The following is a 24,564-nucleotide window of genomic DNA, read 5'->3' on the forward strand; positions in this document are numbered from 1 at the left end:
ATCAACGTAAATATTTTATAGTTCGACATATAAATAATGGAAGAGTTACAGATCAAGAAAACAACCGAAACCTATGACGTAGTAGTTGTAGGCTCGGGTGCAGGCGGCGGTATGGCCGGCTACGTTTTGGCAAATGCAGGCATTAAAGTATTAATGTTGGAGGCAGGCGCCTACTTTGACCCCAAAACAGATTCGCACCAGTTAAAATGGGCGTGGGAATCTGCACGCCGTGGCGCGGGCACTACCCGTCCCTTTGGTGATTTTGATGCTGCCTATGGCGGCTGGGAATTGGAGGGCGAACCTTACACCCAAAAAGATGGTACCGAGTTTGCCTGGTTCCGTTCGCGGATGCTGGGTGGGCGTACAAATCACTGGGGGAGGATCTCTTTACGGATGGGCCCCGAGGATTTTAAACCAAAAGACGGGTTAACCGACCCATGGCCTATAACCTACGATGAGTTGAAACCCTACTACGATAAGGTTGACCGCATGATAGGTATTTATGGCACGGTAGAAAATATCGAAAGCGAACCGGATGGTATCTTCTTACCTCCGCCAAAACCACGCTTGAACGAACTTTTTATTAAACAAGGTGCAACCAAAGCAGGTGTAAAAGTTATCACAGGTCGTGGTTCGGTATTAACCGAGGCCTTGCCAAACAACAAAGACCGTGGCGCTTGTTTCTTCTGCGGGCAATGTGGCCGCGCATGTAAGGTTTACGGCGATTTCTCGGCATCATCATGTTTGGTTATCCCGGCCATGAAAACCGGCAATTTAAAAGTAATTACCAACGCCATGGTGCGCGAGGTAATTACCGATAAAAATGGTGTTGCAACCGGCGTATCATACGTAAATAAAGATGACTTACAGGAGTACCAGGTAAACGCCAAAACGGTGATACTGGGTGCAAGCGCGGGCGAATCGGCAAGGATATTATTAAACTCAAAATCGGCCGCCCACCCGGGTGGTTTAGCTAACAGCAGCGGCGTTGTTGGTAAATACCTGCATGATTCTACCGGATCAGGCGCGGGTGGTTTCCTTCCGCAACTGATGGACCGTAAGCGTTATAACGAGGATGGTGTGGGCAGTGTACACATTTACTCGCCGTGGTGGCTTGATAATAAAAAACTGGATTTCCCGCGTGGTTACCACATCGAATATGGCGGCGGTATGCAAATGCCATCGTACGGTTTTGGTGGTGGCATACAGGATATGAACGGCGCTTTGCCGGGCCGCGATGGTAAAAAGAAAGAAGCCGGTGGCTACGGTGCCGGTTTGAAAGACGATTACCGCCGTTTTTATGGCACACAGGTGGGCATGGCCGGCCGTGGTACTGCCATAGCCCGCGCCGATAATTATTGCGAAATTGACCCTAACGGTGTGGTTGATAAGTTCGGTATCCCGGTGTTGCGTTTCAATTATAAATGGACTAACGACGAGATTAACCAGGCCAAGCACATGCAGGAAACCTTTGAAGAGGTATTGCATAACATGGGCGCTATTTACGGCACCATGCAGGGTAAAGACACGAACTACGGTTTAGAAGCCCCGGGCAAGATCATCCACGAAGTGGGTACCGTGCGTATGGGCGACGACCCTAAGAAATCGGCATTGAACAAATGGTGCCAGGCGCATGATTGTAAAAACCTTTTTGTGGTTGATGCCGCGCCTTTTGTGCAGCAGGGCGATAAAAATGCTACATGGACCATTTTGGCCCTAAGCATGCGCACCGCAGAATATATTATTCAGGAACGTAAAAAACTTAATGTATAAGGCATCATGAACAGACGCGACTCCCTAAAAGCAATAGGTTTAGGCACACTATCAACCAGTTTATTCCTGGGTGGGTGTAAACCGGGCGATAAAAAAGTTGAAACAGCTGCCGATGCGAAAACCGCAGCAGTACCCGGCCGCCAGCCCTACGAAGTAGAGCGGGAAAATAAATTATTGGCCGAAAAGTATTTTGATGAGCATGAAATGGCTACCATTACCATGCTTGCAGATATTATTATTCCTAAAGATGCCCACTCGGGCAGTGCATCAGATGCCAAGGTGCCCGAGTTTATCGAATTTATTGTAAAGGATATCCCAAGCCACAAGCTACCCATGCGTGGTGGTTTAAAATGGCTGGACATCCAATGCCTTAACCGATACGGCAACACGTTTATTAAGTGTAACAGCACCCAAAAAACCCAGATATTGGACGAGATCGCTTACCCGGCCAAAGCCAAGCCAGAAATGGCACAGGGCGTAGCCTTCTTTAACCGCATGCGCGATCTTACAGCCTCGGGCTTTTGGAGCAGCGAAATGGGCACCAAGGATATTGGGTATGCCGGTAATACCCCTAACAAATGGCAGGGTGTACCCGCGGATGTGCTTAAGCAATACGGTATGGAAAACGTTAAAGTTTAATTGAAAACGCTCCTGAAAAGGGGCGTTTTTTGTTTAACTGAACCACCTTTTACTGGTGGCCACTTTTATAGCCGACGCCTTGTTGCTTACATGCAGCTTATCGTAAATATTGGCAATGTGTTTGCGTACGGTATGGGGGCTGATGAATAAACGCTCGCCTATTTCCTGGTAGTTGAGGCCATCGACTATGCGGTTCAGGATCTCCATTTCGCGGGATGATAGGGTATGGTCATCTTCGGGTTTAGGTTCTTCTACAACATCTGGTTTATTTCGCAATAGCGCCAAGGCCTTGCGGGCTATGCGTGGCGACATAGGTACACCGCCCTCGTGTACAATCTCGGCAATGGCTTTTACAATGTTAGATACCTTTTCGTCTTTAAGCAAGTAACCGCTTGCACCCGCTTTTATGGCTTCAAACAGTTTATCGTCGTCATCAAAAACGGTAAGCATTAAAAAATGCATGTCGGGGTATAGGTCTTTGGCAATGGCTACCGCTTCAATGCCATCCATCACGGGCATTTCAATATCCATTAGCACCACCTGGGGGCGTTGTTTGGGACTGAGTTTTTTTAGGGCGTCTAAAAAGTCAGAGCCATCGCAGGCCTGCAGCACTATGTCTATCTCGGTGTAGTACGAGATATTATTTAATAAGGCTTCGCGAAGCAATCGTTTGTCATCAACAATAGCAACCGGTATTGTGCTCATAACCTATACATTCATCTCCAATAAAAATAAGTATTATAAATCAATAAAGCCGCTCAGGTTAATAAGCGGCCTTATTAAATGTTGATTTTAGATTTGCCTGTAGCTATTCTATTAGAAGTTAAACCCAATGCGCAGGCCCATAAAGCCCTGGCCCTGGTAGCCCTCGTACCTGATGCTGGCATCAAAGCCACCCAGGTCTACACCAATACCCGGTGCATAAGTAAAATGTGTGCTGCCAATAGATTGCAGATTGCCGTTGGCATCGCTAAAGTACGATCTTATAATAGTTGCACCAGCCTCGGCAATGCCATAAAAAGGCCCGCCGAATTTGTATTTGTAACCTGCTTTAATTGGAATATTCAACTGTGCTTTGGTATCAAGGCCTACATTAGAAAGATCTTTAGGGATAAAGGCGATAGCACCTGTTGTTATGGTAACAGCGCTTGATGCATCAATGCCAATAGCACCACGGATGGTTAAGCCGGCACCTACGTTGTAGTAGTCTTTTAACGAACCTAATGGCAAGGCGCCTTCAAGGCCTAAACCAAGTTTGAAACCCTGCGCGTGCGATTTTGTAGCAAAACCGGCCAGGATGATGAATGCGATAGTAAAGATTTTTTTCATTGTGTTTAATATTTAGTTGTTAATTATTATTGTTAGGTTTTTGATAGTGCTAAGGAACAATAATAATTACGGGCATAAATACCAAATATGCGGTATTTATGCCCGTAATTAAGCTGATAAAACATTTTAAATCAATATAATAAATAATATAGTTATAGCCAAACACCCGGGAGGTATTCAAAATAATAATTGGGATTTTTTTTTAGCCGGGCTATCTAATATAAAGCCCGGATATAATTAAATATCACGGGCCTATCACCATCACAAATTATTTGACGCGTATAATAAAGCATGGGTTACACCTGCCATTTCTAAAAATTGAATTAATTTGCGCTAACATTAATTTACAGATGGTATACATCCTTTCCAAATTGCTTTATGTGTTTATTTTGCCGCTTACCTGGGTATTTTGCCTGTTGCTTTACGCCTTGTTCGCAAAAAACAGGGGCCGCAAGCGTAAGGTGCTAATTTTTGCTATTGTGATGTTCTGGTTTTTCGGGAACAGGTTTACGGTTAATTTGATGGCAAGTATATGGGACATTGAACCTAATCAGGCATCTGCACAACAATATAGTGCTGCCATACTTTTGGGTGGTTTTGTATCTGAAGGCAAAAATGGCGAAGGCCATTTTAATGCCGCTGCCGGCCGGTATAGCACCGCTGTAAAGTTGCTTGAACAAGGCACGGCCAAACACTTGCTTTTTAGTGGCGGCAATGCTGATATAAACCCCGATGGTTTTACAGAGGCCGGTTTTGTTGCACAACAAATGAAAAAGACAGGCATTGCCGATAGCCTGGTGCTTTTAGATAGTAAGGCACGTAATACGATGGAGAACGCCGCGTTCTCTAAAGCGTTATTACAAAAAGCAGGGCTAAAGCCGCCATATTTACTGGTAACATCGGCCTACCATATGCGCAGGGCCATGCTCATTTATAAAAAGGCCGGGCTGGTTGTTGTGCCTTACCCTTGCGATTATATTACCGGTTACGATGCCATTATGCCAACGGATCTTGTACCAAACGCGGATGCTTTTGGTAAATGGAATACGTATATTAAAGAAATGCTTGGCTATATTGTGGCCTTGTTTAACTAAGCCTATGAAAAAATCTATTATACTATTACTGCTGTCCGCTTTTATATTGCAGGCCGCGTATGCTCAAAAATCGACTAAAAAAACATCGGGTAACCCAATAGCACAGGGCTGGTACGCCGACCCGGAAGCCGCCATATTTGGCAAGCAATACTGGGTTTACCCAACCTACTCTGATAAATATAACAAGCAGGTGCATTTTGATGCCTTTTCATCGCCCGACCTGGTGAACTGGACCAAACACGATAACGTGCTTGATTCATCAAACGTGAAATGGGCAAAACGGGCCATGTGGGCGCCGGCCATTGTACAAAAAGGCGGCAAATATTATTTCTTCTTCGGGGCGAATGATATCCAAAGTGATAAGGAATATGGCGGTATTGGCGTAGCCGTTGCCGATAAACCCGAAGGGCCGTTTAAAGATTATTTAGGCAAGCCACTTATAGATAAAATTGTTAATGGCGCGCAACCTATTGACCAGTTTGTATTTAAAGATACCGACGGCCAATACTATATTATTTATGGCGGATGGGGCCATTGCAACATCGCGAAGCTAAAGAACGATTTTACAGGGGTTGAACCCGCTGCAGATGGCAAAACCTTTAAAGAAATGACGCCTGAGGGTTATGTAGAAGGCCCTATCATGTTTATCCGTAAGGGGAAATACTACTTTATGTGGAGCGAAGGCGGCTGGACAGGCCCGGATTACCAGGTAGCCTATGCCGTTGGTAACAGCATAAACGGCCCTTTCAAAAAAATCGGTGTGGTATTAAAGCAAGACCCTGCCATGGCTACGGGTGCAGGCCACCACTCGGTGATACAAGTGCCGGGGAAAGATGAATGGTATATTATTTACCACCGCCGCCCGCTTGCCGAGACAGACGGCAACCACCGCGTAACCTGTATAGATAAAATGATCTTCGATAAGGATGGTTTGATCAAGCCCGTTAAGATGACTAATGAGGGGGCGAGCGCCAGTAGGATAAAGTAGGTTTTAGGTATACTCGGAGGCGAATGAAAGTCGAAAAAAGAGCGGAAAAAAGTGATAAAAAAAGGTGTCCCATTCCCTCCCATTCAGAAACGAGTGGGACACCCTTCAAAAATTATAAGTAATTAATAATCAATTACTTATAATTCAATTCGACTTTTTTGTTTAAAAAGACAAAAATGTAACATATTAATTGTTAGCGCATTAAGCAAAAAATCTTATTCGTAATATATTGAGTGGGACACCCCATTAAAAAGCAGCTGAATTATCAGGGGCTTTTCTGTTATAGCGGTCTTGTTTCTTGAATCTATAAGTCTTGATTCTCGCCCTCTACCCAACTATCTTCATATTCTCCGCATCCCAATGAATCAGCTTGTTTTCAAAGTAACTGTCGTTACAAGCTAAAGCCGGTGCAGCGGCTCTGAAACCAAATACGGCATCCTCCACAACCGGCTTGCCAGTGCGTACCGATTCCATAAAGTTGGCGAAGTGGTCGTTAGACGCGTTGTAACCATCGGGCGCGCGGTAATTTATTGGCTGGAATTGTGGCGTGGTCTGCTGTGCTTTTGTCCACCGTTTGTTATAATCGTCCATCAGTGTTTTTTGCTCGCTTTCTGTATAAGTAGATAACGAGTCCCAGCCACCGATACCAGGGGCATCAGGCATTTTATTTTGGTGAATAGTGAAAGCTTCGCCTTCACCCCCAATATCCATAACGCCTTCAGAACCTACAATTTTAGTTATTGTTTTGTCGCCCTCGCCGCTAATAAAGTTTACACGCAAAGTAACCTGAAACGCCGGGTGCTCTTTAGTTTCGCCATAGCGTACAATCGCGCTCATTACATCGGGCACGTTGCGGCCATCTTTCCAATAGTCCAAATCGCCAATGGAATAAATACTTTCCGGGCCTTTAGAGCCGGTTATAAAGTGGATGCCGCTTAATAAGTGAACGAACAGATCGCCGGCAACACCGGTACCGTACTCGCGGTAATTCCTCCAACGGAAAAACCTGTTTTTATCAAAATCGTGCTTAACACTTGCGTTGCTCTGGTAGCGTGCCCAATCTACGTTTTGGATGTTACCGTCGGTAGGTATGGTATATTGCCATGCGCCTAAAGCGCTTTGGCGGTTAAATGATGCTTCGATAGAATTGATCCTGCCAATAGCGCCCGATTCGTACATTTCCTTGGCTTTGCGGTAAGCAATACTGCTTACCCGCTGGCTTCCCACCTGGAAAACCATCTTGGTTTCCTTTTGCACGCGGATCTCTTCCAGCCCCTGGCTAATTTTGTGGATCATCGGCTTTTCGCTGTAAACCGCTTTGCCTTTTTTCATGGCATCTATGGCTATTTGGCTATGCCAGTTATCGCTGGTGGCAATTATCACGGCGTCAATATCTTTGCGCTCCAGTATCTCGCGGTGATCCATGGTGGTGAACAGGTTTTTGCCGTACACTTCTTTAGCATGTGCAAGGCGGCCTTTGTAAAGGTCGCAGGCGGCAACCATCTCCACGCCGGGTACTGATAAAGCGGCATTGGTATCGTTAAAGCCCATGATGCCCATGCCAATGGTGGCTATCCGTATTTTATCATTAGGGGTTACGCGCTTTTCATCGCGCAGTATCCTAACTTCATTTTCTTCTTTGGCTGCTAAACTGGTGAGCGATGCCGAGGTAAGCAAAACGGATGTACCCAGGTGCTTCAAAAACTTTCTACGGTCGGTTGACATGGTGTAATTTAAATTAGCTTAAAAATTGATTAATAAATTGCAGGCGCAATTGGTGGTTTATGACAGGCAATTTAATAAAAAAGCGATAACGATAATATGTTTCCCGATATTAATATTCAGCCAGTTACAATCTCTAATTTGAAGTGGAAAAAACTTATTAATATTATTTAAAAAGTTATAAATTGCATGTTGTTACTCCAATAGTAAAAACCTCAATTATACTCCATGAAAAAACTATCTTTATTGGTATGTTCCTGCCTTGTTGGAACGCTTGCCTATGGCCAAGCCGACGCTAAGCTTGCCATCATCCCCGAACCGGTTAAAATCACCGAACACCCAGGCACTTATACTTTGCCAAAAACGCTTACCATACAGGCAGCGCCGCAAGCCGAAATGACGCCGATACTGGACCTGATCAAAAACAAGTTTAGCACCGCTACCGGCAAGGTCATCAAAGTAAAACCCGTTGCTGCCGATGCCGCCATTAAACTGGTGCTTAATAAAACCATGGATAATGTAATTGGTAAAGAGGGTTACTACCTATCGGCAAAAGCCAAGGGTGTTACCATCAGGGCCAACACCCCGGCAGGTTTATACTACGGTGTACAAACGCTTTTGCAACTGTTGCCAAACGAGATTGAAGGTAAGGTAATAGCTAATGTAAAATGGACCGTACCAATTGTTGATATTACCGATTATCCCCGCTTTGAGTGGAGGGGTTTAATGTTTGATGTATCGCGCCACTTCTTCACCAAAAAAGAGGTAATGAGCTACATTGATAACATGGCTAAATATAAACTTAATCTGTTTCACTGGCACTTAACCGATGACGAGGGCTGGAGAGTTGAGATAAAAAGCTACCCAAAACTGACCACGGTTGGTGCTTACAACGTTAAACGCGAAGGCAGCTTTGGAGATTTTACGCCACCAAAACCTAACGAGCCACGTAACTACGGTGGTTTTTACACCCAGGATGATATCCGCGAAGTGATCAAATATGCTAATGCGCGCTTTGTAAACATTATGCCCGAGATTGATGTACCCGGCCATAGCCTTGCGGCTGTAGCGGCATATCCGGAATTATCGGCTACTGCCGGTGCCGATAAATATGTGGTACGCTCGGGCGAAAAAATAATGGATTGGAGTAAACCCGGCCACCCGGCAATGGTAGATAATACGCTAAACCCGGCAGGTGAGTTCACCTATACCTTTTTAGATAAGGTAGTTGGTGAGATTGCAGAGTTGTTCCCGTTCCCGTACATCCACATGGGCGGCGATGAGTGTGCCAAAAACTTTTGGGAGCAAAGCGACCAGGTGAAAGCCCTTATGGCGAAAGAAAACCTGAAAACACAGGAAGAAGTACAATCTTACTTCGAAAAACGCCTTGAAAAGATCGTAGAATCTAAAGGTAAAAAATTTATGGGATGGGATGAGATTCTGGAAGGTGGCATTGGCCCCAACGCTGCATTAATGAGCTGGCGCGGGGTTAAAGGCGGTATCGAAGCTGCTAAGCTTGGCCACGAGGTGGTAATGAGCCCTACAACCTTTGTTTACCTTGATTATATGCAAAGCGACCGTGTAATGGAGCCGCATGTATACGCCAGCTTGCGTTTGAGCAAAACTTACGAGTTTGACCCGGTACCGGCAGGCGTTGATGCCAAAATGATAAAGGGCGGACAAGCTAACTTATGGACAGAGCAGGTGTACAACATTCGCCAGGCGGAATATATGACCTGGCCGCGTGGTTTTGCAGTAGCAGAAAGCGTATGGTCGCCGGCATCTAAAAAGAACTTTAATACATTTTTCACCAAGGTGGAGAAGCATTTTGACCGCTTTAACCAGGCCGAGGTTAAATATGCCCCAAGCGCGTACGACCCGGATTTTAAACCGGGCCGTAATGTTGACAGCACTTTAAATGTTACCCTAACTAACGAGGTGCAAGGGCTTGATACTTACTATAGTTTTGATAATTCATACCCCGATTGTTTTTATCCGAAATATACCGGGGTTCTTAACATCCCAATAGATGCCACACAAATGAAGGTTATTACCTACCGTGGTAAAAAACCTGTTGGCCGTATGATCAGCATGCCTATTGATGAGTTAAAAAGCAGGTTAGGAAAATAGTTGCCTCTATTAGTTTGCATAAGAAAGCCGCGCCATTTTGGTGCGGCTTTTCTGCTATAACGATAGGTATAGTGCGTTATTTAAAGTGCTTTGATACGCATAGCCGGTTTACAAAACCTCATTTATCTTATCTGCCACATCTGCAATTAACTCTGCCGATTTAATGATGCGCTCGTGCCCGGCACCGCTGTAATTTTGGGTTTTGATGGATGGGTGGGCTTGCAAAAAAGCTTGCAGGGAGGCATCGGGCAGCATCGTGTCCAGTTCATCATAGGCCAGCCAGTGGTTTAGGGTATCATCAAACTTATAAAGCTTTTGCATAGCGTACTCTGATGGGTAGATGCCGTAGCGCGATTTGAAATCGTCCAGGAAAGCTTGCTGCGCATCGGCTGGTACGCCAACGGCTGTCATACTTCTGATGAAGTTTTCCTGTAGTAAAATAAACGGTGCGATACTAATGAGCAATTTTGGAGTGATACAGAGATCTGTTAATGCCGATACGTTAGCCATAGTACCAAACGAATGTCCGATAGCAATATCAGGCTCGCCTTTTGCCGCGATTACTGCTTTAACCGCATTTGCAAATAACAGCAGATTAGACAAGTCACCTTCCGAACTGCCGTTAGCAGGCGCGTCAAAAGCTATGATCTGCAAATTAGGGTTTTCCTTAAGCGCATTTATCAATCCGTCAAAATCCATCGCTTTGGATCCCCAGCCATGGCTTATTAACACTCGTGTGCTGCCGTTGCCCCACTTAAAACAGTTTACCTGTAATCGTTGATTGGTGAAGTATGGGTCATCCACAATAACACTAAATTTTTCGGCCTTTGCCAAAAGCTGCTCCTGCTGCAAACGCAAAGGCATTTTTGGCGGGTAGCAGATCAATTGCCAAAGCAGGGTGTTCAGCTCATTTGGCATATTTTCGGTTACAAGGGTTTTAACATCCTGTACAATTCGCTTCAGTTTTTTCATATGGTAGATAGCTATTCAAAGCTAAAAATTAAAATTGAGCGGATAGGGGTAAATTATATAAGTTTACGCCGTATCAAACAAGCCGGTTTTACGTATATGAAGCAAATGTTAAAAATTGTGGGTGTTATTTTGCTGGCATTTCTTGTTTTGTTATTTTTTGCTTCGCTATTAACAGTTTTTAAAGCGCCTACATATCATTTATGGGTGTTGGCTATAGCTGTATCCGAATTTCCGTTGATATTTATTGGCTTAACAGGCTTGCTATTAATAGGCTGTTTTTGGGTGGAAAAATACCAGTCGGCATCAATACTAATAGGTGTTTTGGCTTTGGTTTTATTCCTTTCGCCTGTTGCGAGGGCTTACATGGTAGCATCAACATTAAAGCAAAATTTCAATACCGCCTTTGGCCCGGGCAGCACCATTATCAATGGTGATAATACCCAACCGGTATTTAGTTTTACAAAACTATTTAAAGGCGCGGTGAAGCCATTCGCCTATCAGACAATAACTTACAGCGAGGCTCATAGGTTAACCCTTGATTATTACCCTGCGCAGGTTAGCGGTAAAAAGCCTTGTGTGCTAGTGGTTCATGGCGGCTCCTGGAGCAGCGGCGACAGCCAACAATTGCCCGAACTGAACAGCTACCTTGCTACCGAAGGCTATAATGTGGCATCCATCAACTACCGTTTAGCACCGCAGTATAAAGCGCCGTTGGCAATTGAAGATGTGGATCAAGCATTAGCTTACCTCCGCAAAAATGCGGATAAATTGGACATCGATACCAATAATTTTGTGCTTTTGGGCCGCTCGGCGGGGGCACAAATTGCCCTTTTATCGGCCTACAATCGCCCGCAAAACGGACTGAAAGGCATCGTCAATTTTTATGGCCCGGCAGATATGGTTTGGGGATATTCGAAACCGGCCAGTAAGTTGGTGATGGACTCGCGCGGGGTGATGGAGCGCTACCTTGGGGGCACCTATAATGCTGTGCCCAATAAATATTTTGCCAGTTCGCCAATTGAATTTGTTAATAAGCAAACCGTGCCTACGCTCATTATCCACGGAGAAAATGATGTGCTGGTATCGCCCATACACAGCCATAAACTGGACGCGAAGCTGACCGAGAATGGTGTGAAACATTACTACCTTAACCTGCCATGGGCAACCCACGGGTTCGATTATAATATCAACGGGCCGGGCGGCCAGCTATCAACCTACGTGGTAGAACGCTTTGTAAATACCGTTTGTAAGTAACTACAAGCCCGAGTAATAATCGTATCCTATCTCGGCCCAGTAATCGGGTGGGCGCTGGTTGCTGAACACCATGCTGCCAATACACTTTAAGTTTTTGATACCATACTTTACCGGGATGATGAGCCGCAACGGTTCGCCATGCTTGGGGATCAGCGGCTGGTCGTTCATCTCATAAGCCAATAGGGTTTGGGGGTGCATGGCGCTTGGCATATCGATACCTACGTAATACTTTTTATCTGGCGTAGCCATGCCTACGTAATCCAGTTTGGCCTGGTCGCCCAAATTAAAGTGTTCTATAAAATCGCTGAATTTTACGCCACCCCAGTGCGAGATCTGGTCCCAGCCTTCCACACATTTAAAATCGAAGATCAAGTCTGTTTTAGGCAGGGCTTTGATCTGATCCAGGGCAATGTTCATTACCTCGCCCGATTGCTTTTTTACCTCCAATTTCCAATTCTCCACATCGGATTTGGGCTGCAGGCCAATGGCGCTATTATACCGCACCGTTTTGGCAGCGCGGTCTTTTGGATAGGTTTTAACGAGGTTATTGTTGCTGTATAATCTGCGGAAGGCCAGTTCAGTTTTGTTTAATGCCCGGCGCAAAGGTGCTTTGGCTCCCGCCGTAACCGTGCGTACTTCCTTTGGCGAATTTTTTAGCCAGCTCCATCCTTTGTAAGCCGCACCCGACAGCACCGCGAACGTACCGAACGAAATAAATGTGCGCCGGTTTATTTTCTGCTCGATGGTGAGCGGCTTTTTTGGCTTTTTACTTTTCATCGCTCGATATGGGTTTAATAATACGTTTGGGCCGATCATCCATCACTTCGAACCCGGTGATAACCGATTGGAAATTACGCCACCCGGCAAGTACAACCTGCACCACGTGGATGATAAAGAAAAATACGTAGCCAATGGTCAATACAAAATGCTCTATCCGTGCGGCGTGGTACCCGCCGCAAAGCCAGGTTAGGGTATTAAACTGTACGGGTTTATAAATAGCCAGCCCGGTAATGAGCGAGCCAAAGCCCATGATGATGATGGCGGTATAAGCTATCCGCTGCGCGGCATTGTATTTCTTTTGAGGCGGCGCCATTTTATGGATATGCAGATCATGTAACAGCACCTGCCAGGCCTCTTTAAACGAATTACGCTTGGGTACCAATTCCCGCCACTCGCCAGAGAAGAGCGTGTATAACACATACACCACACCGTTGATGGTAAAAAACCACATAAACAAAAAGTGGAAGGCCATCCCTTCGGACAGGCGCTTTGGAATGTTTAAAGCGATATTAAACCAATCGGGGAAAAACCTGAAAAACGTATGCCCAAACAGGCCAAAGGTATACGTATCGTTAGCCCAATAAATAAGCATCCCGCTCCAGATCATAATGGTGAGGATCGGGAAGTTTACCCAATGTGTCCACCGCATAGCTAAGGAATGTTTTTCTTTTATCGCTTTCATTTAATATAAAAATAGCATTAAATATTGATGCTGAACTAATTACTTGCCATAGCCGTTTGCGGGAATGACGAACGGGTAGACGCAGTGATCTCGCCGGTTTGGGTATTTTGCACAAATGCTATAACCTCCCACCCTAAAGCCGAAAAATTATGCGGCAACCCGATATTGGCTTCGCCGGGTTTATTATTCCCTAACGGGATGGTTTGCAATTTGTTCACGATCTGGATGTGCGATAGCGTGCGGCCGCCATTCTCACCACTTTTAACCACAGAGGTGGCGTTCTTTTGTACCAAAGCCAACATCAGTAATGAGTTGGCTGCTGCGTCTTCGATAGTATATTTTAGAATTGCTTTGTCTTTAGTAACAGCTAATCCCGATAGGGTAATTTGTGTTTTTGATGCTTTTGCCAAGCTGGTGCGAATGGCATTATGCAATGTGCCTTGTGCCGAGCCTACAAACTCGGTACGGCCGTTTACAATGGCTTGTGGGGTATAAACGCCGCTTAGGTTTAACCAACTGGCGTAGGTGCTTTGGCGCTTGCTGAAATCTGCGCTGCTAAAAACATCTTTCCAGCCAAGACGGTTCCAGTAATCTACGTGGTAGGCCAGGATGTACACGGGCTTGCCTATATTTTCTTTTTGCACACGGGCAAGCAGTTCATCGGCAGGCGGGCAGCTGGAGCAACCCTCGGAAGTGAATAATTCTACCACCGCGAAGCCTTTATCATCGCCATTAGTAACTATCGGCTTGTTTGATCTGGCAAAACCGGCAAACAGCAACCCTGCAACAGCAAGGCATCCTATTACTGTAAATATTTTTATGTTTTTCATGACGGATGCGTTTTTATGGGCTTAGTCGTGGTGCTAATCAAATCCTTACAAATAATATTACATTTATAAATGCGCCTTATTTACATACGTAAGGTACGGCTAATAAATTTTGTAAGGATTGTTATAAAACTACGACTAACGCAACAGATTTATAAATGAACATGACAGATCAGGGCCCAGAAATCCACCAGCTCGACCCGAAGAATTGGGTGAAAAATCACGCCGACTACTTATACAGATATACCATAACCCGTGTGAACGACGAAGAGCAGTCGCGCGACCTGGTGCAGGAAACTTTCCTGTCGGCGTTGCAGGGCTTGCAGAAATTCGCGGGCAAAAGTTCGGAACGTACGTGGCTAACGGCTATCCTGACACATACCGTAAAAAAACATCCGGCTTAAAGATGGCAGAGGTTGATAAGGCCGAAGCCGAGCAGCAGGAATTTTTTAATGCTGATGACGGGCACTGGACAAAAGAGCATGCCCCGCAAAAGTTTGGATTAGATAGTGCGGAAATCTTAATGAATAAGGAGTTTAACCACATCCTTACAAAATGTATGGAAAAGCTGCCCGCCTTGTGGCTCTCGGTTTTTACCATGAAACATATGGACGATGAGGACACCGATTTTGTATGTGCCGAATTAAAGATCAGCCCGTCAAACTTTTGGGTAATTATTCACCGGGCAAAACTTAACCTGAGGGCCTGCCTTCAAAAAAACTGGATGTAGATATGAGCGACTTAAAAAACATAATATATAACTGCAGGCAGGCCACTTTTTTGATAGAGAAGCGGATGCTGAGCAAGCTCACTTTTAGAGAGGGGATAGAACTGCGTATTCATCTTGCGTGCTGTGGTGTATGCACCCTTTATGTAAAGCAAAGCACCAAAATAAGTGAGATGATAAAGCAGCTTTTAAAAACTGATGTAAGCAGTACGATAAAACTGGATGACGATTTTAAAGAAGCTATGCAGGTGCAGATAGAAGACAAACTCAACAAAAAATAAATTGTAAGGATAGTTTAACCCGCCCGACAAAGGAGGAAATTAAAAACCAAAAACAAATGAAAACTTACAATAAAAAACAAAGGTCAACTTTTTCGGCAATGCTGCTAACTGCTGTTATTGCTTTATGCTTTAGTGTTAACGTGAATGCCCACTCGGTTAACCGCGCCATCAGCACCAACGTTGCCGCTATTGATACCGGCAAAATGAAAATGAAGGATGATAAGATGAATATGAAAGACGACAAGATGAAGATGAAAAAGAAAAAAATGTCTAAAATAGACAAAAAGGTGGAAGCCGATAAAATGGCAGAAGACAAAATGGGTAGTAAAATGTAATGAGGTGTTTTGTGTAAGAAAAGAGGGGGGAGCTAAAATCCCCCTCTTTTGTTTAATGCTAAATTTTTAAAGATGAATATGAAGAAGTATATATTAATAGCAATTGGGTTTTTATTCTCGGTGCAGGTAATGGCACAAACCGGATTAAAGGTAGGCGATGTTGCGCCTGCATTCACCGCGAAAGATAACTCCGGTAAAATGGTTGACCTGAAAGCACTTTTAAGATCAAACAAAAAGGTGGTATTGTTTTTTTACCGCGGCCAGTGGTGCCCATATTGTAATAAGCAAATGCAGCACATTCAGGATTCGTTACAATTGCTTACCGGCAAGGGCGCGTATGTAATTGGTGTAACACCCGAGACTGCTGAGAACATTAGCAAAACAGCAATCAAAACAAAAGCTACTTATTCTATAATAGAAGATAAGGGTTACAGCATTATGAAAAGTTATGGCGTAAACTACGTGATGGAAGATGCCACCGTTATTAAATACAAAGGCTACGGCTTAGATATGAGCAAGGCAAACGGCAATACCGATAATGTGCTGCCTGTGCCTGCCACCTACGTCATAAACAGCGCGGGCAAAATAGCCTTTGTACACTTCGATAAGGATTATGCCAAGCGTGCATCCGTAAAAGATATTTTGGCGGCGCTTTAAATTAGTACCGTATATTTAGTAATTTGCTCAGGGTTGCTTACGCGATCTTGAGCTTTTTAGTTTAGCCTAATATTTATCACAATGGACAAAAGAAGAGTTGGTACTTCAGCTTTAATACGATTGATTAAACAACGTGGCCCGATTGCCATCCTGGGCTTGGTGTTTCCAGTTATATCTATCCTTGTTCTCCTTCCATTTATTAGTTTTATCGCGCTTACGAGTAAGCAACCATACGAACAATACAATCATAAAAAGATAGAAGCATAAGGTGTTGAGGTACCGGCTAAGATAATCTATATGACTCAGCTGTAAAATGTTTCGATAAACGGCCAACACCCGGCTATTATTAGTTATAGCTACCAATATAATAACCAAACAGTTGGGGATAAGTTTGAAACGCTGGAACTTGAGAAGATCGTAGATTGGAAAGTGGGCGATGAGATCAAAGTAAAAGTGCTTAACAACGAATCAAAAATTGTGGGTTTAGAGGCATTTAGCTTCCCGTTTTATATTTTTTATATGCTGCCGGGTGTTTTTTTGATTGTAGGAGTTGTGTTTTTCATCGTCGGCACTTTGCCCGTATTAAAAGCGTACAAATTATATCAGAACGGGAGTGTGTATGAAGCAACCATTGTTTCTATTGATGCAGTAAAGCGGGGCGTAGAGGTAAACTATTACTTTACAAGGATCCATCAGCATAAGGTGTTTGGAAAATCAAGAACCGATTATTCTGTTTTGTCAGAAAAACGGCCCGACGATAAGGTTAAAATTTTTGTATCAGACACTAACGAAAATAATTCTTGCCTTGTCCCTAAATTAGAAGCGCTTAAATACAATTGGGAGTTATGAAAAAACTAATAATACTATTGCTACTATGTACCGGCGCTGCCATGGCGCAGGATAAAAACCAACAAACCCTAAAATTTGCCATCACCGGCGATGTCGTGAAGGAATCCGTCATTACCATGGATTCGCTGAAGCAATATACCATTAGCCCTATAGGCGATATTAAGGTGACTGACCATGCCGGTGCATTTAAACACCAGGATGATGAACTGAAAGGAATCCTGCTGAAGGATGTGTTATCGCATACCAAATTCAAAACTACCAGCCCAAAATTGCTTAGTCGTTTTTACTTTGTTTGTACCGGGATAGATGGCTACAAAGTGGTGTACTCATGGAATGAATTGTACAATACCGAAGTTGGCAATCATGTGTACATCATTATGGAAAAGAACGGTATCAAAGCCGATAAAATGCCCGAGAGCATGCAAATGACATCCGCTACCGATTTTAAGACCGGCCGCAGGTATTTGCATAATTTGGATAAGATTGTGGTATCGCAAGTACAATAAGATAAGATAAGTCAAAAGTTAGAAATAAAAAGTCAAAATCGAATTAGGTGGAGATAGCACTGTAAATTTTTGTTTCATTGCCGTTGGCTTCAGCCAACGGATTAGGGTAAGAAGCAAAGTGGCTTTAGCCCACCAATCCAAGTATTTGGCTAAAGCCAGCCCATTATTACTACCTATCCCGCCCCATAAATGGGACGGCAATGAAGTGAGATACTATTAGATCACATGTAATCGCCTACCTCTAATTCATCCGTACTAATCCCATCCAGTTCCTGCGGGTTATGGCTTACAATAAGCGCGGTTGCGCCGAGCCCAATAAACAATGCTTGTAACTCCTTTATCAACGCCGACTTCATCTTAATATCCAGAGCCGAAAAAGGCTCATCCATCAATAGCAATTTTGGTTTGGTAGCAAGTGCGCGAAGAATAGCCAGGCGCTGTTGCTGCCCGCCGGATAGGTGGTTGGGTTTGTGATTAGTGAAGGTTTCCAATCCGCCGATGCTTAATAGGCGATTTATCCAGGCGGTATCGTTTGTGGCATATTCCAAATGCTCTTTCACCGTCATATTTGGGAATAGCGCGTAATCCTGAAAAACGAAACCGATATGCCTTTTCTGAGGGGATAGGTTGATGTTTTGTGAGGCATCGAACCAAATAGTATTACCTGCTTTTATTGTACCGCTGTCAGGATTTATCAACCCCGCCACCATTTTTAAAAACGTGGTTTTGCCCGCGCCGGATGGGCCGGTAATACGGGTGATGCTTGCGGGGGTAAAGGCTTTCTTTATCAGTAACAACTGTAAGCCATTATAAGCTTTTAGCTTTTTTTCAATTTCAACTGCTATCATTCTAACGGGCTTTTTGCCTGGTACTTGTTATAAATAAAAACGCTTAACACCATCACAAATGTAATAGCAAACAGCACCAGCGAATAGTTATTGGCGGCGGTGTAATTCATCTGCTCTACCGAATCATAAACCGCTATGGATGCCACCCTTGTAACGCCGGGGATGTTGCCGCCTATCATCAGCACTACCCCAAACTCGCCAAGCGTATGGGCAAAGGTGAGCACAGCCGCGGTTAATAATGATGGTTTGATATTGGGCAGTAAAACGTACCGGAAGGTTTGCCATTGGCTTTTACCGAGCGTGTATGATGCCTGCGATAGTGACTGCGGCAATTGCTGAAACGCCGATTTTACCGGGCTGATCATAAACGGCATGCTGTAAATGACAGATGCCAGCACCAGGCCCTGGAACGAGAATACAAACTGCACATCAAACGTTTGCTGCAGCCAATGCCCCAACCCGCGCTGCGGACTAAACGCCAGCAACAAATAAAACCCCAGTACAGATGGCGGCAGCACCAAAGGCATGGTAATAATAGCCTCGATTATGATTTTTACAAACGACCGCTTTTTGGATAACCACCAGGCTAATGGCAAGCCGATCAGCAGCAATATCAGGGTGGTGATAGCCGCTAATTTTAGGGTGAGCCAAATGGGTGTGAGGTCCATGCGTTATAAGGTGTGGTAGCAGTAAGCTTTAAATATTTTTTTTGCCGGCGCGCTTAGTATGTACCGATAGAATTTTTCGGCAGCGGGTTTAGCCTTCGCGTTTTTAAGCACTACCATGGCCTGTTCTATCGGTTCGTAATCCTTTGGGTTGATGATCTTATAGTGCAACGATACTTTATTGTTAGCATCTTTTATTAATGACAAAGTAGTGAACCCAACCGGCACAACACCCGTAGTGATATAAGTATTAACCTGCGTAATGCTTTCGCCAAAAACGATCTTGCTTTTCACCTTGTCGTAAATACCGGCTTTGGTTAATGCCTGCTGCGCGGCCTTACCGTACGGCGCAATGGCGGGGTTGCCGATAGCTATCTTACTGATATCATCGCGTAGCAAAAGCTTGTTCCAACTATTAAAATTGAGGTTTTGAGTGCTGGCGATAATCAGCACACCTTGCGCATATACCACTGAGTTTTTAAAGGTAAGTCCATCTTTTTGCAAAGCCTCGGGAAACGCCTTGTCTGCCGACATAAACACATCATAGGGCGCGCCGTTGCGGATCTGGGTGGAGAGGTTGCCCGACGAGCCGGAGATTACATCGATATCTATTTTGGTTCGCGTTTTAAAATCATGCTGCAAATCTTTCATTACCGGTTGCAGGTTGGCAGCAATAGCCACCGTGATTTTTTGCGCACGGGCGGCAACTATAAAAAAACTCCCAAGGATGAAAATTAACGAAAACGTTTTAGTGAATAGTTTCATCGGTAGTGGCGTGTTGTGTCACAAAATACGCATTATTGCAACATCGGTACAAATGTTAAATGATAATGTAAATACCTTACATTTGTTTAGCGTAGGCCGCCAGTTGTAAACGCTTTCTGTAAACCATCATAAACCAAAAATGAAAAGGATCATCACACTCCTGCTGATTATTGCTGCCGGCATATTTAATTGCAGCGCGCAGGCACCAAAGTTCATCACCGTTAAAGGCAAAGAAGTTATAGGTGCCGATGGCAAGCCATTTTTGATGCGCGGTACAAATCTGGGTAATTGGCTGGTGCCCGAGGGTTACATGTTCAAGTTTAAAAAGATCAACTCGCCAAGGATGATCAACGAGGCATTGACCGAACTGGTTGGTCCCGAAGAAATGAAATTGTTCTGGCGCAAGTTCCAGGATACCTATGTTACCGAAGCGGATATCAAATTTCTGAAAGCATCGGGCATGAACTCCATCCGCATCCCGTTCAACTATAAACTGTTTACTTACGAGGATTACATGGGACAGAACAACCCAAACCGTGGTTTCGAACTGCTGGATAGGGTAATAGGCTGGTGCAAAAAAGCAAACCTTTATGTGATACTGGATATGCACTGCGCACCCGGCGGCCAAACCGGTGATAATATTGATGATGGCAACGGCTATCCGTTCTTGTTCACAAGTGCATCAAGCCGTAAACTTACTGCGGATATCTGGCACAAAATTGCCGGCCATTATAAAAATGAAACTATCATAATGGGTTACGATTTGCTGAATGAGCCTATCGCCCATTATTTTAAGGTTGATGAATTAAACCCGCATTTAGAGCCAACTTTTAAGCAGATCACGGCAGCCGTTCGCTCGGTTGATAAAAACCATATCGTTTTCCTTGGTGGCGCGCAATGGGATAGCAACTTTAAACCATTTGGTAAACCGTTCGATAGCAAAAGCGTGTATACCTTCCATAAATACTGGACAGAGCCAGTGCAAAAAGTGATACAGGATTATATGGATTTCCGCGATAAATACAACGTGCCTATCTACGTTGGCGAGACCGGCGAGAACGAAGATGCCTGGGTAAAAGACTTCCGCATCCTTTGCGAAAAGAATCGCATTGGCTGGCATTACTGGCCATACAAAAAGCTGGATAACCTGAAAGGCATAATGAGCTTTAATGTACCCGATGGTTACGAAGACATCATTAACTATACCGAAGCACCACGAGGTACATTCGAGGAGATCCGCAAAGCCGCCCCCGCCGACCGGGAAAAGATCCGCAAAGCCCTATGGGCATTTTTAGAGAGCAGCAAGTTTGTGAATTGTATCCCTAATAAAGGATATATTGAAGCATTAGGGTTAAAGGTGCCGGTGGAATAGGCTATTTAGCGAATAGCTTATTAACTTCATCCAAAAGAATAGGCAGATTTCTAATTACGATCGCCCAGATAATATCATCAGAAACCGTATCATAGCCATGTATGATACGGTTTCTGGTATCTATGATTTTCTTAATATCAGGTTAAGCCTTTGTGATGCGATTTGCTGCTTCGCCGATTACCTCAACATTCCTTTCAATCGCTCTCTTGGTTTTAAGGTCTTTCTTAAAATCAAAAAAGTTCTTTTTGTCAGGAAGAAAACTATCTATCTCATTAATGGCCTGTTTAATATCTAAAAGCTAGGTTTTAACCCCATCTTCCATAAACAAGCACTTTTGTATTATCTATTTCTTTTTTAAGCAAAGGGTTTTTAATCGCTCGCTCCTCTAAAAGATCCACTTGGCGGTGAAGAATATCTTCAAGCTGAAATTTTATTGCAAAGTATTTATCAGAATAATCAAGCGGGTCATTACTATCGATATCAAAAACAAGATCGATGTCGCTGTTGATATTAAAGTTTTTGGTTGTTACCGACCCGAAAGCAAACAGCGATCTCACCTCATGCAAATTGCATAATTGATTTATCTGGGCGATATGCTTTTTTAACTCGTTCATCAAAAAAAAGTTAGCAAATATATTGCCTACTTATCACTCAGCATAATCGGGTTTCCTTTACCGCCGCCAATAATAATAACCTTGGTATTTGGAGATAGGGCAATTTCCTTTTGGGCTTTGATGGTTTCGTATTGCAATTGTTTATCAGACAGGCCGGTTGAAAGTATCTTTTGATAATCTGCTATACCTTGTGCTTCCACACGTTTACGGTCGGCTTCCTGGCGTTCTTTTTGGAGCACAAAGGTCATTTTCTGGGCTTCCTGCTCGGCGTTTATTTTCGATTCGATACTTGCCTTTACCGATGGTGGCAAGGAGATATTACGGATCAGGATCTGTTGCAGGTCGAGGCCGCGTTTCTCGAAACTTAAAGATATGGTGCTGTTTATTTTATTTTGAAATTCCTGGCGTTTAATGGAGTAAAGGTCTACGGCGGCATAATTCACTGCGTTATCACGTATGGCTGTGCGGGCAACGGTACGGACGATCTTATCCACGTAATCCATACCTATATTCTGCATAATAAAAGGGGCTTTATTAGCATTTACCTTGTACAAAACGGTTAGGTCGATGGTAACTTCCAACCCATCTGATGATAGCACGCGGATGGCATCATCACCCTGCACTTCACCTTCGCTGTGCACAGCGCTCATGGTGTAGTTTTGGGTTTGGGTGTTAAAGATGGTCACATCAACCAGCGGGTTTATAACATGCAGGCCGCTTTCCAGTACATCATTTTGTACTTTACCAAACAGAACCTGTACACCAACTTTACCGGGATCTATCACCTTAAAAACTGAAAATAGCAAGCTAATGCCCGCTATCGCTATACCTATAATGCTGATAATACCGCCAAAGCGGTTAACAGGCTCAGCAGAACGCTTTATTGTTATACCTACAATAAGCACAACAATACCAACAATTATTAAAAACATTTTATGTTTTGATTAAGATTATTTGGGTAGTCTTTGGAAATTAGATATACGGATCTGTTTATTGTTACAATTACTTGTTGTTCTGCATTTCCCTGATCTCTTTTATCAGGCGGATCTTTAGCGTAATGATGATACCGGCTATAAAAGCGCAGGCCAGTACGTACTCCCAGCGTGCCGCTTCAACCGCATTCCATACAATTACTATACACAAAAATATCGCGATGTTGTAAAACACGTTAAGTGCTACCTTTTTGCCCATTTTAGTAAACGTTAAGTTCCGGGTCTATTTCGGCTTTCCAGGCTAAAATACCACCTTGCAAGTTGCTAAGGTTGGTATAGCCCTGCTGCTCTAACTGCATAATGGCTGCCATGCTGCGCTTGCCGCTGCGGCACATTACAACAACAGGCTTATCTTTCTCTACCTTATCGGCTTCAATCAATATGCCGCCAAGCGGGATAGAAAGTCCGCCTATATTTGATGTTTCGTATTCAAAGTCCTCGCGAACATCAATCAGTTGAAGATCTTCGCCTTTATCTAATTTTTCTTTAAGTTCCAGTACGCTTATTTCTTGCATGGTAAATATAATTAACAGCCAAAGGTATGTTTTTCTATATCAAATATTTGTAGTCAATCTGTAACAATCAGTACCTAAGTGCGTTTTATGGTTAAGTGTATATTATTACGCTATTCCTGAATGAAAAAAGTAACCAGGTTTTTTTGGTTTTGCTCCGGCGCACACGTGGGCACACTAAAAAAATACCCAATAGAGCATAATAAGTATGTGGGCATTGGTGCCACCATATTTTTCACCGCGCTTTTTGCCTCGCTATCCGGCGGGTACGCCATGTACTTTGTATTCAGCGGCAATGCATTTGCCATTGGTTTCGCCATCCTTTTCGGTTTGATATGGGGCACTGCCATTTTTAATATGGACAGGTACATCGTATCCAGCATCAACAAAGAAGGCAGTATGAACCAGCAAATTTTGCAGGCCACGCCTCGTATTTTATTGGCCATAATGATAGGCGTAGTAATATCGCGCCCGCTGGAGCTGAAGATCTTTGATAAGGAGATCAGCACCAAGCTAAAAACGGCTTACCTGAAGGGGCAGCACAGCAAGATAGATACGCTTCAAAAAACCTATCAGCAAAAATACGGGCAGGAACTGGTCAAAAATACCGACCTGAAGAAAGAGAAAGATTCGCTGGAGCGCGACATCAACCGCTCACGTTACGAAATGAACCAGGAAGTATTTGGTGATAAAACAAACCAAACATCGGGCATAACCGGTTATGGTACGTACGCGAAGCAAAAAGCCCAGGTACTGCAGGAGAAAGAGGACAGGCTTAAAACTGTTACCGAAAACCTGGGCCAGATGGACCAATACTTAAGCAAACGGAAAGATTATGAGGGGTTAAATGCTACCCGATTATTCAGCGAAAAGCAACTGGACAGCCTATCAAACGTAGCTGGTTTTGCGGACCGTAACTGGGCATTGGGCCAGTTATCTTACAATGTTGATGGCACACGCGATCTGGATACCTATATGGCTATCTCATTTATTGGCTACCTGTTCATCCTGTTTGAATGTTTGCCGGTTTTTGTAAAGCTGATGTCGGCTAAAGGGCCTTATGATACAGCTTTGGCTAAGATCAGCGAAGCTAACATCCATTTTGCCAATAAAGATAAAGACCGGGATATTGCCGTTACCGATAACACTTACGATCATAATCTGGATGCCGATATAGCCCGGCGAAAGCAGATCATCACCGCGCAATCGGAATATGACCTGGGCAGGCATAGTTATGATTAACATCTTCCC

30 protein-coding genes and 1 pseudogene are annotated in these 24,564 nt (G+C 44.0%); 16 read left to right on the forward strand and 15 right to left on the reverse strand.

Annotation, left to right across the window (positions count from 1 at the left end):
* Positions 1 to 36 precede the first annotated feature (36 nt).
* Both RHM67_RS02555 and RHM67_RS02560 read left to right on the forward strand, forming a co-directional pair.
* A complete protein-coding gene (locus RHM67_RS02555) occupies positions 37 to 1,773 on the forward strand; it encodes a GMC family oxidoreductase (protein ID WP_322230378.1) in 1,737 nt (578 codons plus the stop codon).
* Positions 1,774 to 1,779: 6 nt separating this feature from the next.
* Positions 1,780 to 2,412, forward strand: coding sequence for a gluconate 2-dehydrogenase subunit 3 family protein (locus RHM67_RS02560; protein WP_322230380.1), 633 nt, complete (start codon positions 1,780 to 1,782; stop codon positions 2,410 to 2,412).
* A 33-nt stretch (positions 2,413 to 2,445) separates the two neighbouring features.
* Here the strand turns inward: RHM67_RS02560 and RHM67_RS02565 are convergent, their stop codons facing one another.
* The gene (locus RHM67_RS02565; protein ID WP_322230383.1) at positions 2,446 to 3,117 is read right to left on the reverse strand and encodes a response regulator transcription factor; all 672 of its coding nucleotides are present in this window, start codon (positions 3,115 to 3,117) and stop codon (positions 2,446 to 2,448) included.
* A gap of 111 nt (positions 3,118 to 3,228) precedes the next feature.
* The gene (locus RHM67_RS02570) at positions 3,229 to 3,741 is read right to left on the reverse strand and encodes a hypothetical protein (RefSeq protein ID WP_322230385.1); all 513 of its coding nucleotides are present in this window, start codon (positions 3,739 to 3,741) and stop codon (positions 3,229 to 3,231) included.
* A 350-nt stretch (positions 3,742 to 4,091) separates the two neighbouring features.
* On the opposite strand from RHM67_RS02570, the gene RHM67_RS02575 reads away from it, so the two are divergent.
* Positions 4,092 to 4,835: a YdcF family protein gene (locus RHM67_RS02575; RefSeq protein WP_322230388.1), complete on the forward strand. Its 744-nt coding sequence runs from the start codon at positions 4,092 to 4,094 to the stop codon at positions 4,833 to 4,835.
* 4 nt (positions 4,836 to 4,839) lie between these two features.
* Positions 4,840 to 5,823, forward strand: a complete 984-nt coding sequence (locus RHM67_RS02580) for a glycoside hydrolase family 43 protein (protein ID WP_322230391.1) — start codon at positions 4,840 to 4,842, stop codon at positions 5,821 to 5,823.
* 327 nt (positions 5,824 to 6,150) lie between these two features.
* Here RHM67_RS02580 and RHM67_RS02585 read toward each other — a convergent pair whose 3' ends face one another.
* The gene (locus RHM67_RS02585) at positions 6,151 to 7,548 is read right to left on the reverse strand and encodes a Gfo/Idh/MocA family oxidoreductase (RefSeq protein ID WP_322230394.1); all 1,398 of its coding nucleotides are present in this window, start codon (positions 7,546 to 7,548) and stop codon (positions 6,151 to 6,153) included.
* Positions 7,549 to 7,773: 225 nt separating this feature from the next.
* Between RHM67_RS02585 and RHM67_RS02590 the strand changes: the two genes are divergently transcribed.
* On the forward strand, positions 7,774 to 9,675 hold the full coding sequence (locus RHM67_RS02590) for a beta-N-acetylhexosaminidase (RefSeq protein WP_322230396.1): 1,902 nt from the start codon (positions 7,774 to 7,776) through the stop codon (positions 9,673 to 9,675).
* A gap of 108 nt (positions 9,676 to 9,783) precedes the next feature.
* Here the strand turns inward: RHM67_RS02590 and RHM67_RS02595 are convergent, their stop codons facing one another.
* Positions 9,784 to 10,647 (reverse strand): alpha/beta hydrolase, encoded by an 864-nt coding sequence (locus tag RHM67_RS02595; protein ID WP_322230399.1) that lies wholly within the window; start codon positions 10,645 to 10,647, stop codon positions 9,784 to 9,786.
* 96 nt (positions 10,648 to 10,743) lie between these two features.
* On the opposite strand from RHM67_RS02595, the gene RHM67_RS02600 reads away from it, so the two are divergent.
* The gene (locus RHM67_RS02600) at positions 10,744 to 11,901 is read left to right on the forward strand and encodes an alpha/beta hydrolase (protein WP_322230402.1); all 1,158 of its coding nucleotides are present in this window, start codon (positions 10,744 to 10,746) and stop codon (positions 11,899 to 11,901) included.
* Here RHM67_RS02600 and RHM67_RS02605 read toward each other — a convergent pair whose 3' ends face one another.
* The 3 genes from RHM67_RS02605 to RHM67_RS02615 are packed head-to-tail and all read right to left on the reverse strand — an operon-like array spanning position 11,902 to position 14,193.
* Entirely contained in the window at positions 11,902 to 12,678 is a 777-nt protein-coding gene (locus tag RHM67_RS02605) for a molybdopterin-dependent oxidoreductase (RefSeq protein ID WP_322230405.1), read from the reverse strand.
* Positions 12,668 to 13,363, reverse strand: coding sequence for a cytochrome b/b6 domain-containing protein (locus tag RHM67_RS02610; RefSeq protein WP_322230408.1), 696 nt, complete (start codon positions 13,361 to 13,363; stop codon positions 12,668 to 12,670). Before RHM67_RS02610 ends, RHM67_RS02605 begins: the two co-directional genes overlap by 11 nt.
* Positions 13,364 to 13,398: 35 nt before the next feature.
* On the reverse strand, positions 13,399 to 14,193 hold the full coding sequence (locus RHM67_RS02615) for a DUF1223 domain-containing protein (protein WP_322230411.1): 795 nt from the start codon (positions 14,191 to 14,193) through the stop codon (positions 13,399 to 13,401).
* A gap of 161 nt (positions 14,194 to 14,354) precedes the next feature.
* Between RHM67_RS02615 and RHM67_RS02620 the strand changes: the two genes are divergently transcribed.
* The 8 genes from RHM67_RS02620 to RHM67_RS02655 all read left to right on the forward strand — a co-directional run bounded on the left by RHM67_RS02620 (position 14,355) and on the right by RHM67_RS02655 (position 17,545).
* Entirely contained in the window at positions 14,355 to 14,594 is a 240-nt protein-coding gene (locus RHM67_RS02620; protein WP_322230414.1) for an RNA polymerase sigma factor, read from the forward strand.
* Between the two features lie 2 nt (positions 14,595 to 14,596).
* Positions 14,597 to 14,920, forward strand: coding sequence for a hypothetical protein (locus tag RHM67_RS02625; RefSeq protein WP_322230416.1), 324 nt, complete (start codon positions 14,597 to 14,599; stop codon positions 14,918 to 14,920).
* 2 nt (positions 14,921 to 14,922) lie between these two features.
* Positions 14,923 to 15,198 (forward strand): hypothetical protein, encoded by a 276-nt coding sequence (locus RHM67_RS02630; protein WP_322230418.1) that lies wholly within the window; start codon positions 14,923 to 14,925, stop codon positions 15,196 to 15,198.
* A 56-nt stretch (positions 15,199 to 15,254) separates the two neighbouring features.
* On the forward strand, positions 15,255 to 15,533 hold the full coding sequence (locus RHM67_RS02635) for a hypothetical protein (protein ID WP_322230421.1): 279 nt from the start codon (positions 15,255 to 15,257) through the stop codon (positions 15,531 to 15,533).
* A 78-nt stretch (positions 15,534 to 15,611) separates the two neighbouring features.
* Entirely contained in the window at positions 15,612 to 16,190 is a 579-nt protein-coding gene (locus RHM67_RS02640; RefSeq protein WP_322230424.1) for a peroxiredoxin-like family protein, read from the forward strand.
* Between the two features lie 81 nt (positions 16,191 to 16,271).
* Positions 16,272 to 16,457, forward strand: a complete 186-nt coding sequence (locus RHM67_RS02645; protein WP_322230427.1) for a hypothetical protein — start codon at positions 16,272 to 16,274, stop codon at positions 16,455 to 16,457.
* Positions 16,458 to 16,619: 162 nt separating this feature from the next.
* Entirely contained in the window at positions 16,620 to 17,039 is a 420-nt protein-coding gene (locus RHM67_RS02650) for a hypothetical protein (RefSeq protein ID WP_322230429.1), read from the forward strand.
* Complete coding sequence (locus RHM67_RS02655) at positions 17,036 to 17,545, forward strand: hypothetical protein (RefSeq protein ID WP_322230431.1); 510 nt, start codon at positions 17,036 to 17,038, stop codon at positions 17,543 to 17,545. The genes RHM67_RS02650 and RHM67_RS02655 overlap by 4 nt, the downstream gene beginning before the upstream one ends.
* A 221-nt stretch (positions 17,546 to 17,766) precedes the next feature.
* Here the strand turns inward: RHM67_RS02655 and RHM67_RS02660 are convergent, their stop codons facing one another.
* From RHM67_RS02660 to modA, 3 genes are read right to left on the reverse strand one after another with little or no spacing between them, the layout of a single operon-like run.
* Positions 17,767 to 18,393 carry an ATP-binding cassette domain-containing protein gene (locus RHM67_RS02660; protein WP_322230435.1) on the reverse strand — a complete coding sequence of 209 codons (627 nt, stop codon included), beginning with the start codon at positions 18,391 to 18,393 and terminating at the stop codon, positions 17,767 to 17,769.
* A complete protein-coding gene (modB, locus tag RHM67_RS02665; protein WP_322230437.1) occupies positions 18,390 to 19,061 on the reverse strand; it encodes a molybdate ABC transporter permease subunit in 672 nt (223 codons plus the stop codon). The genes RHM67_RS02660 and modB overlap by 4 nt, the downstream gene beginning before the upstream one ends.
* Positions 19,062 to 19,064: 3 nt before the next feature.
* Positions 19,065 to 19,823, reverse strand: a complete 759-nt coding sequence (gene modA, locus RHM67_RS02670; RefSeq protein WP_322230439.1) for a molybdate ABC transporter substrate-binding protein — start codon at positions 19,821 to 19,823, stop codon at positions 19,065 to 19,067.
* 139 nt (positions 19,824 to 19,962) lie between these two features.
* Here modA and RHM67_RS02675 point away from each other — a divergent pair, with 139 nt between their 5' ends.
* Positions 19,963 to 21,195 carry a glycoside hydrolase family 5 protein gene (locus RHM67_RS02675; protein WP_322230442.1) on the forward strand — a complete coding sequence of 411 codons (1,233 nt, stop codon included), beginning with the start codon at positions 19,963 to 19,965 and terminating at the stop codon, positions 21,193 to 21,195.
* A 1-nt stretch (position 21,196) separates the two neighbouring features.
* Here RHM67_RS02675 and RHM67_RS02680 read toward each other — a convergent pair.
* The 5 genes and pseudogenes from RHM67_RS02680 to RHM67_RS02700 form a co-directional block, all read right to left on the reverse strand.
* Positions 21,197 to 21,484, reverse strand: a pseudogene (locus RHM67_RS02680) (DUF86 domain-containing protein).
* Positions 21,485 to 21,500: 16 nt separating this feature from the next.
* Complete coding sequence (locus RHM67_RS02685; protein WP_322230445.1) at positions 21,501 to 21,809, reverse strand: nucleotidyltransferase domain-containing protein; 309 nt, start codon at positions 21,807 to 21,809, stop codon at positions 21,501 to 21,503.
* 26 nt (positions 21,810 to 21,835) lie between these two features.
* Positions 21,836 to 22,741, reverse strand: coding sequence for a prohibitin family protein (locus tag RHM67_RS02690; protein ID WP_322230448.1), 906 nt, complete (start codon positions 22,739 to 22,741; stop codon positions 21,836 to 21,838).
* A 70-nt stretch (positions 22,742 to 22,811) separates the two neighbouring features.
* On the reverse strand, positions 22,812 to 23,000 hold the full coding sequence (locus RHM67_RS02695) for a DUF6358 family protein (RefSeq protein ID WP_252758931.1): 189 nt from the start codon (positions 22,998 to 23,000) through the stop codon (positions 22,812 to 22,814).
* Position 23,001: 1 nt separating this feature from the next.
* Positions 23,002 to 23,316, reverse strand: a complete 315-nt coding sequence (locus tag RHM67_RS02700; protein ID WP_252758932.1) for a rhodanese-like domain-containing protein — start codon at positions 23,314 to 23,316, stop codon at positions 23,002 to 23,004.
* Between the two features lie 120 nt (positions 23,317 to 23,436).
* On the opposite strand from RHM67_RS02700, the gene RHM67_RS02705 reads away from it, so the two are divergent.
* Positions 23,437 to 24,555 carry a DUF4407 domain-containing protein gene (locus RHM67_RS02705; protein WP_322230453.1) on the forward strand — a complete coding sequence of 373 codons (1,119 nt, stop codon included), beginning with the start codon at positions 23,437 to 23,439 and terminating at the stop codon, positions 24,553 to 24,555.
* The last annotated feature ends 9 nt before the right edge of the window (positions 24,556 to 24,564 follow it).

Source organism: Mucilaginibacter sp. 5C4 (assembly GCF_034345625.1).
In the GTDB taxonomy this organism is placed as follows: domain Bacteria; phylum Bacteroidota; class Bacteroidia; order Sphingobacteriales; family Sphingobacteriaceae; genus Mucilaginibacter; species Mucilaginibacter aurantiaciroseus.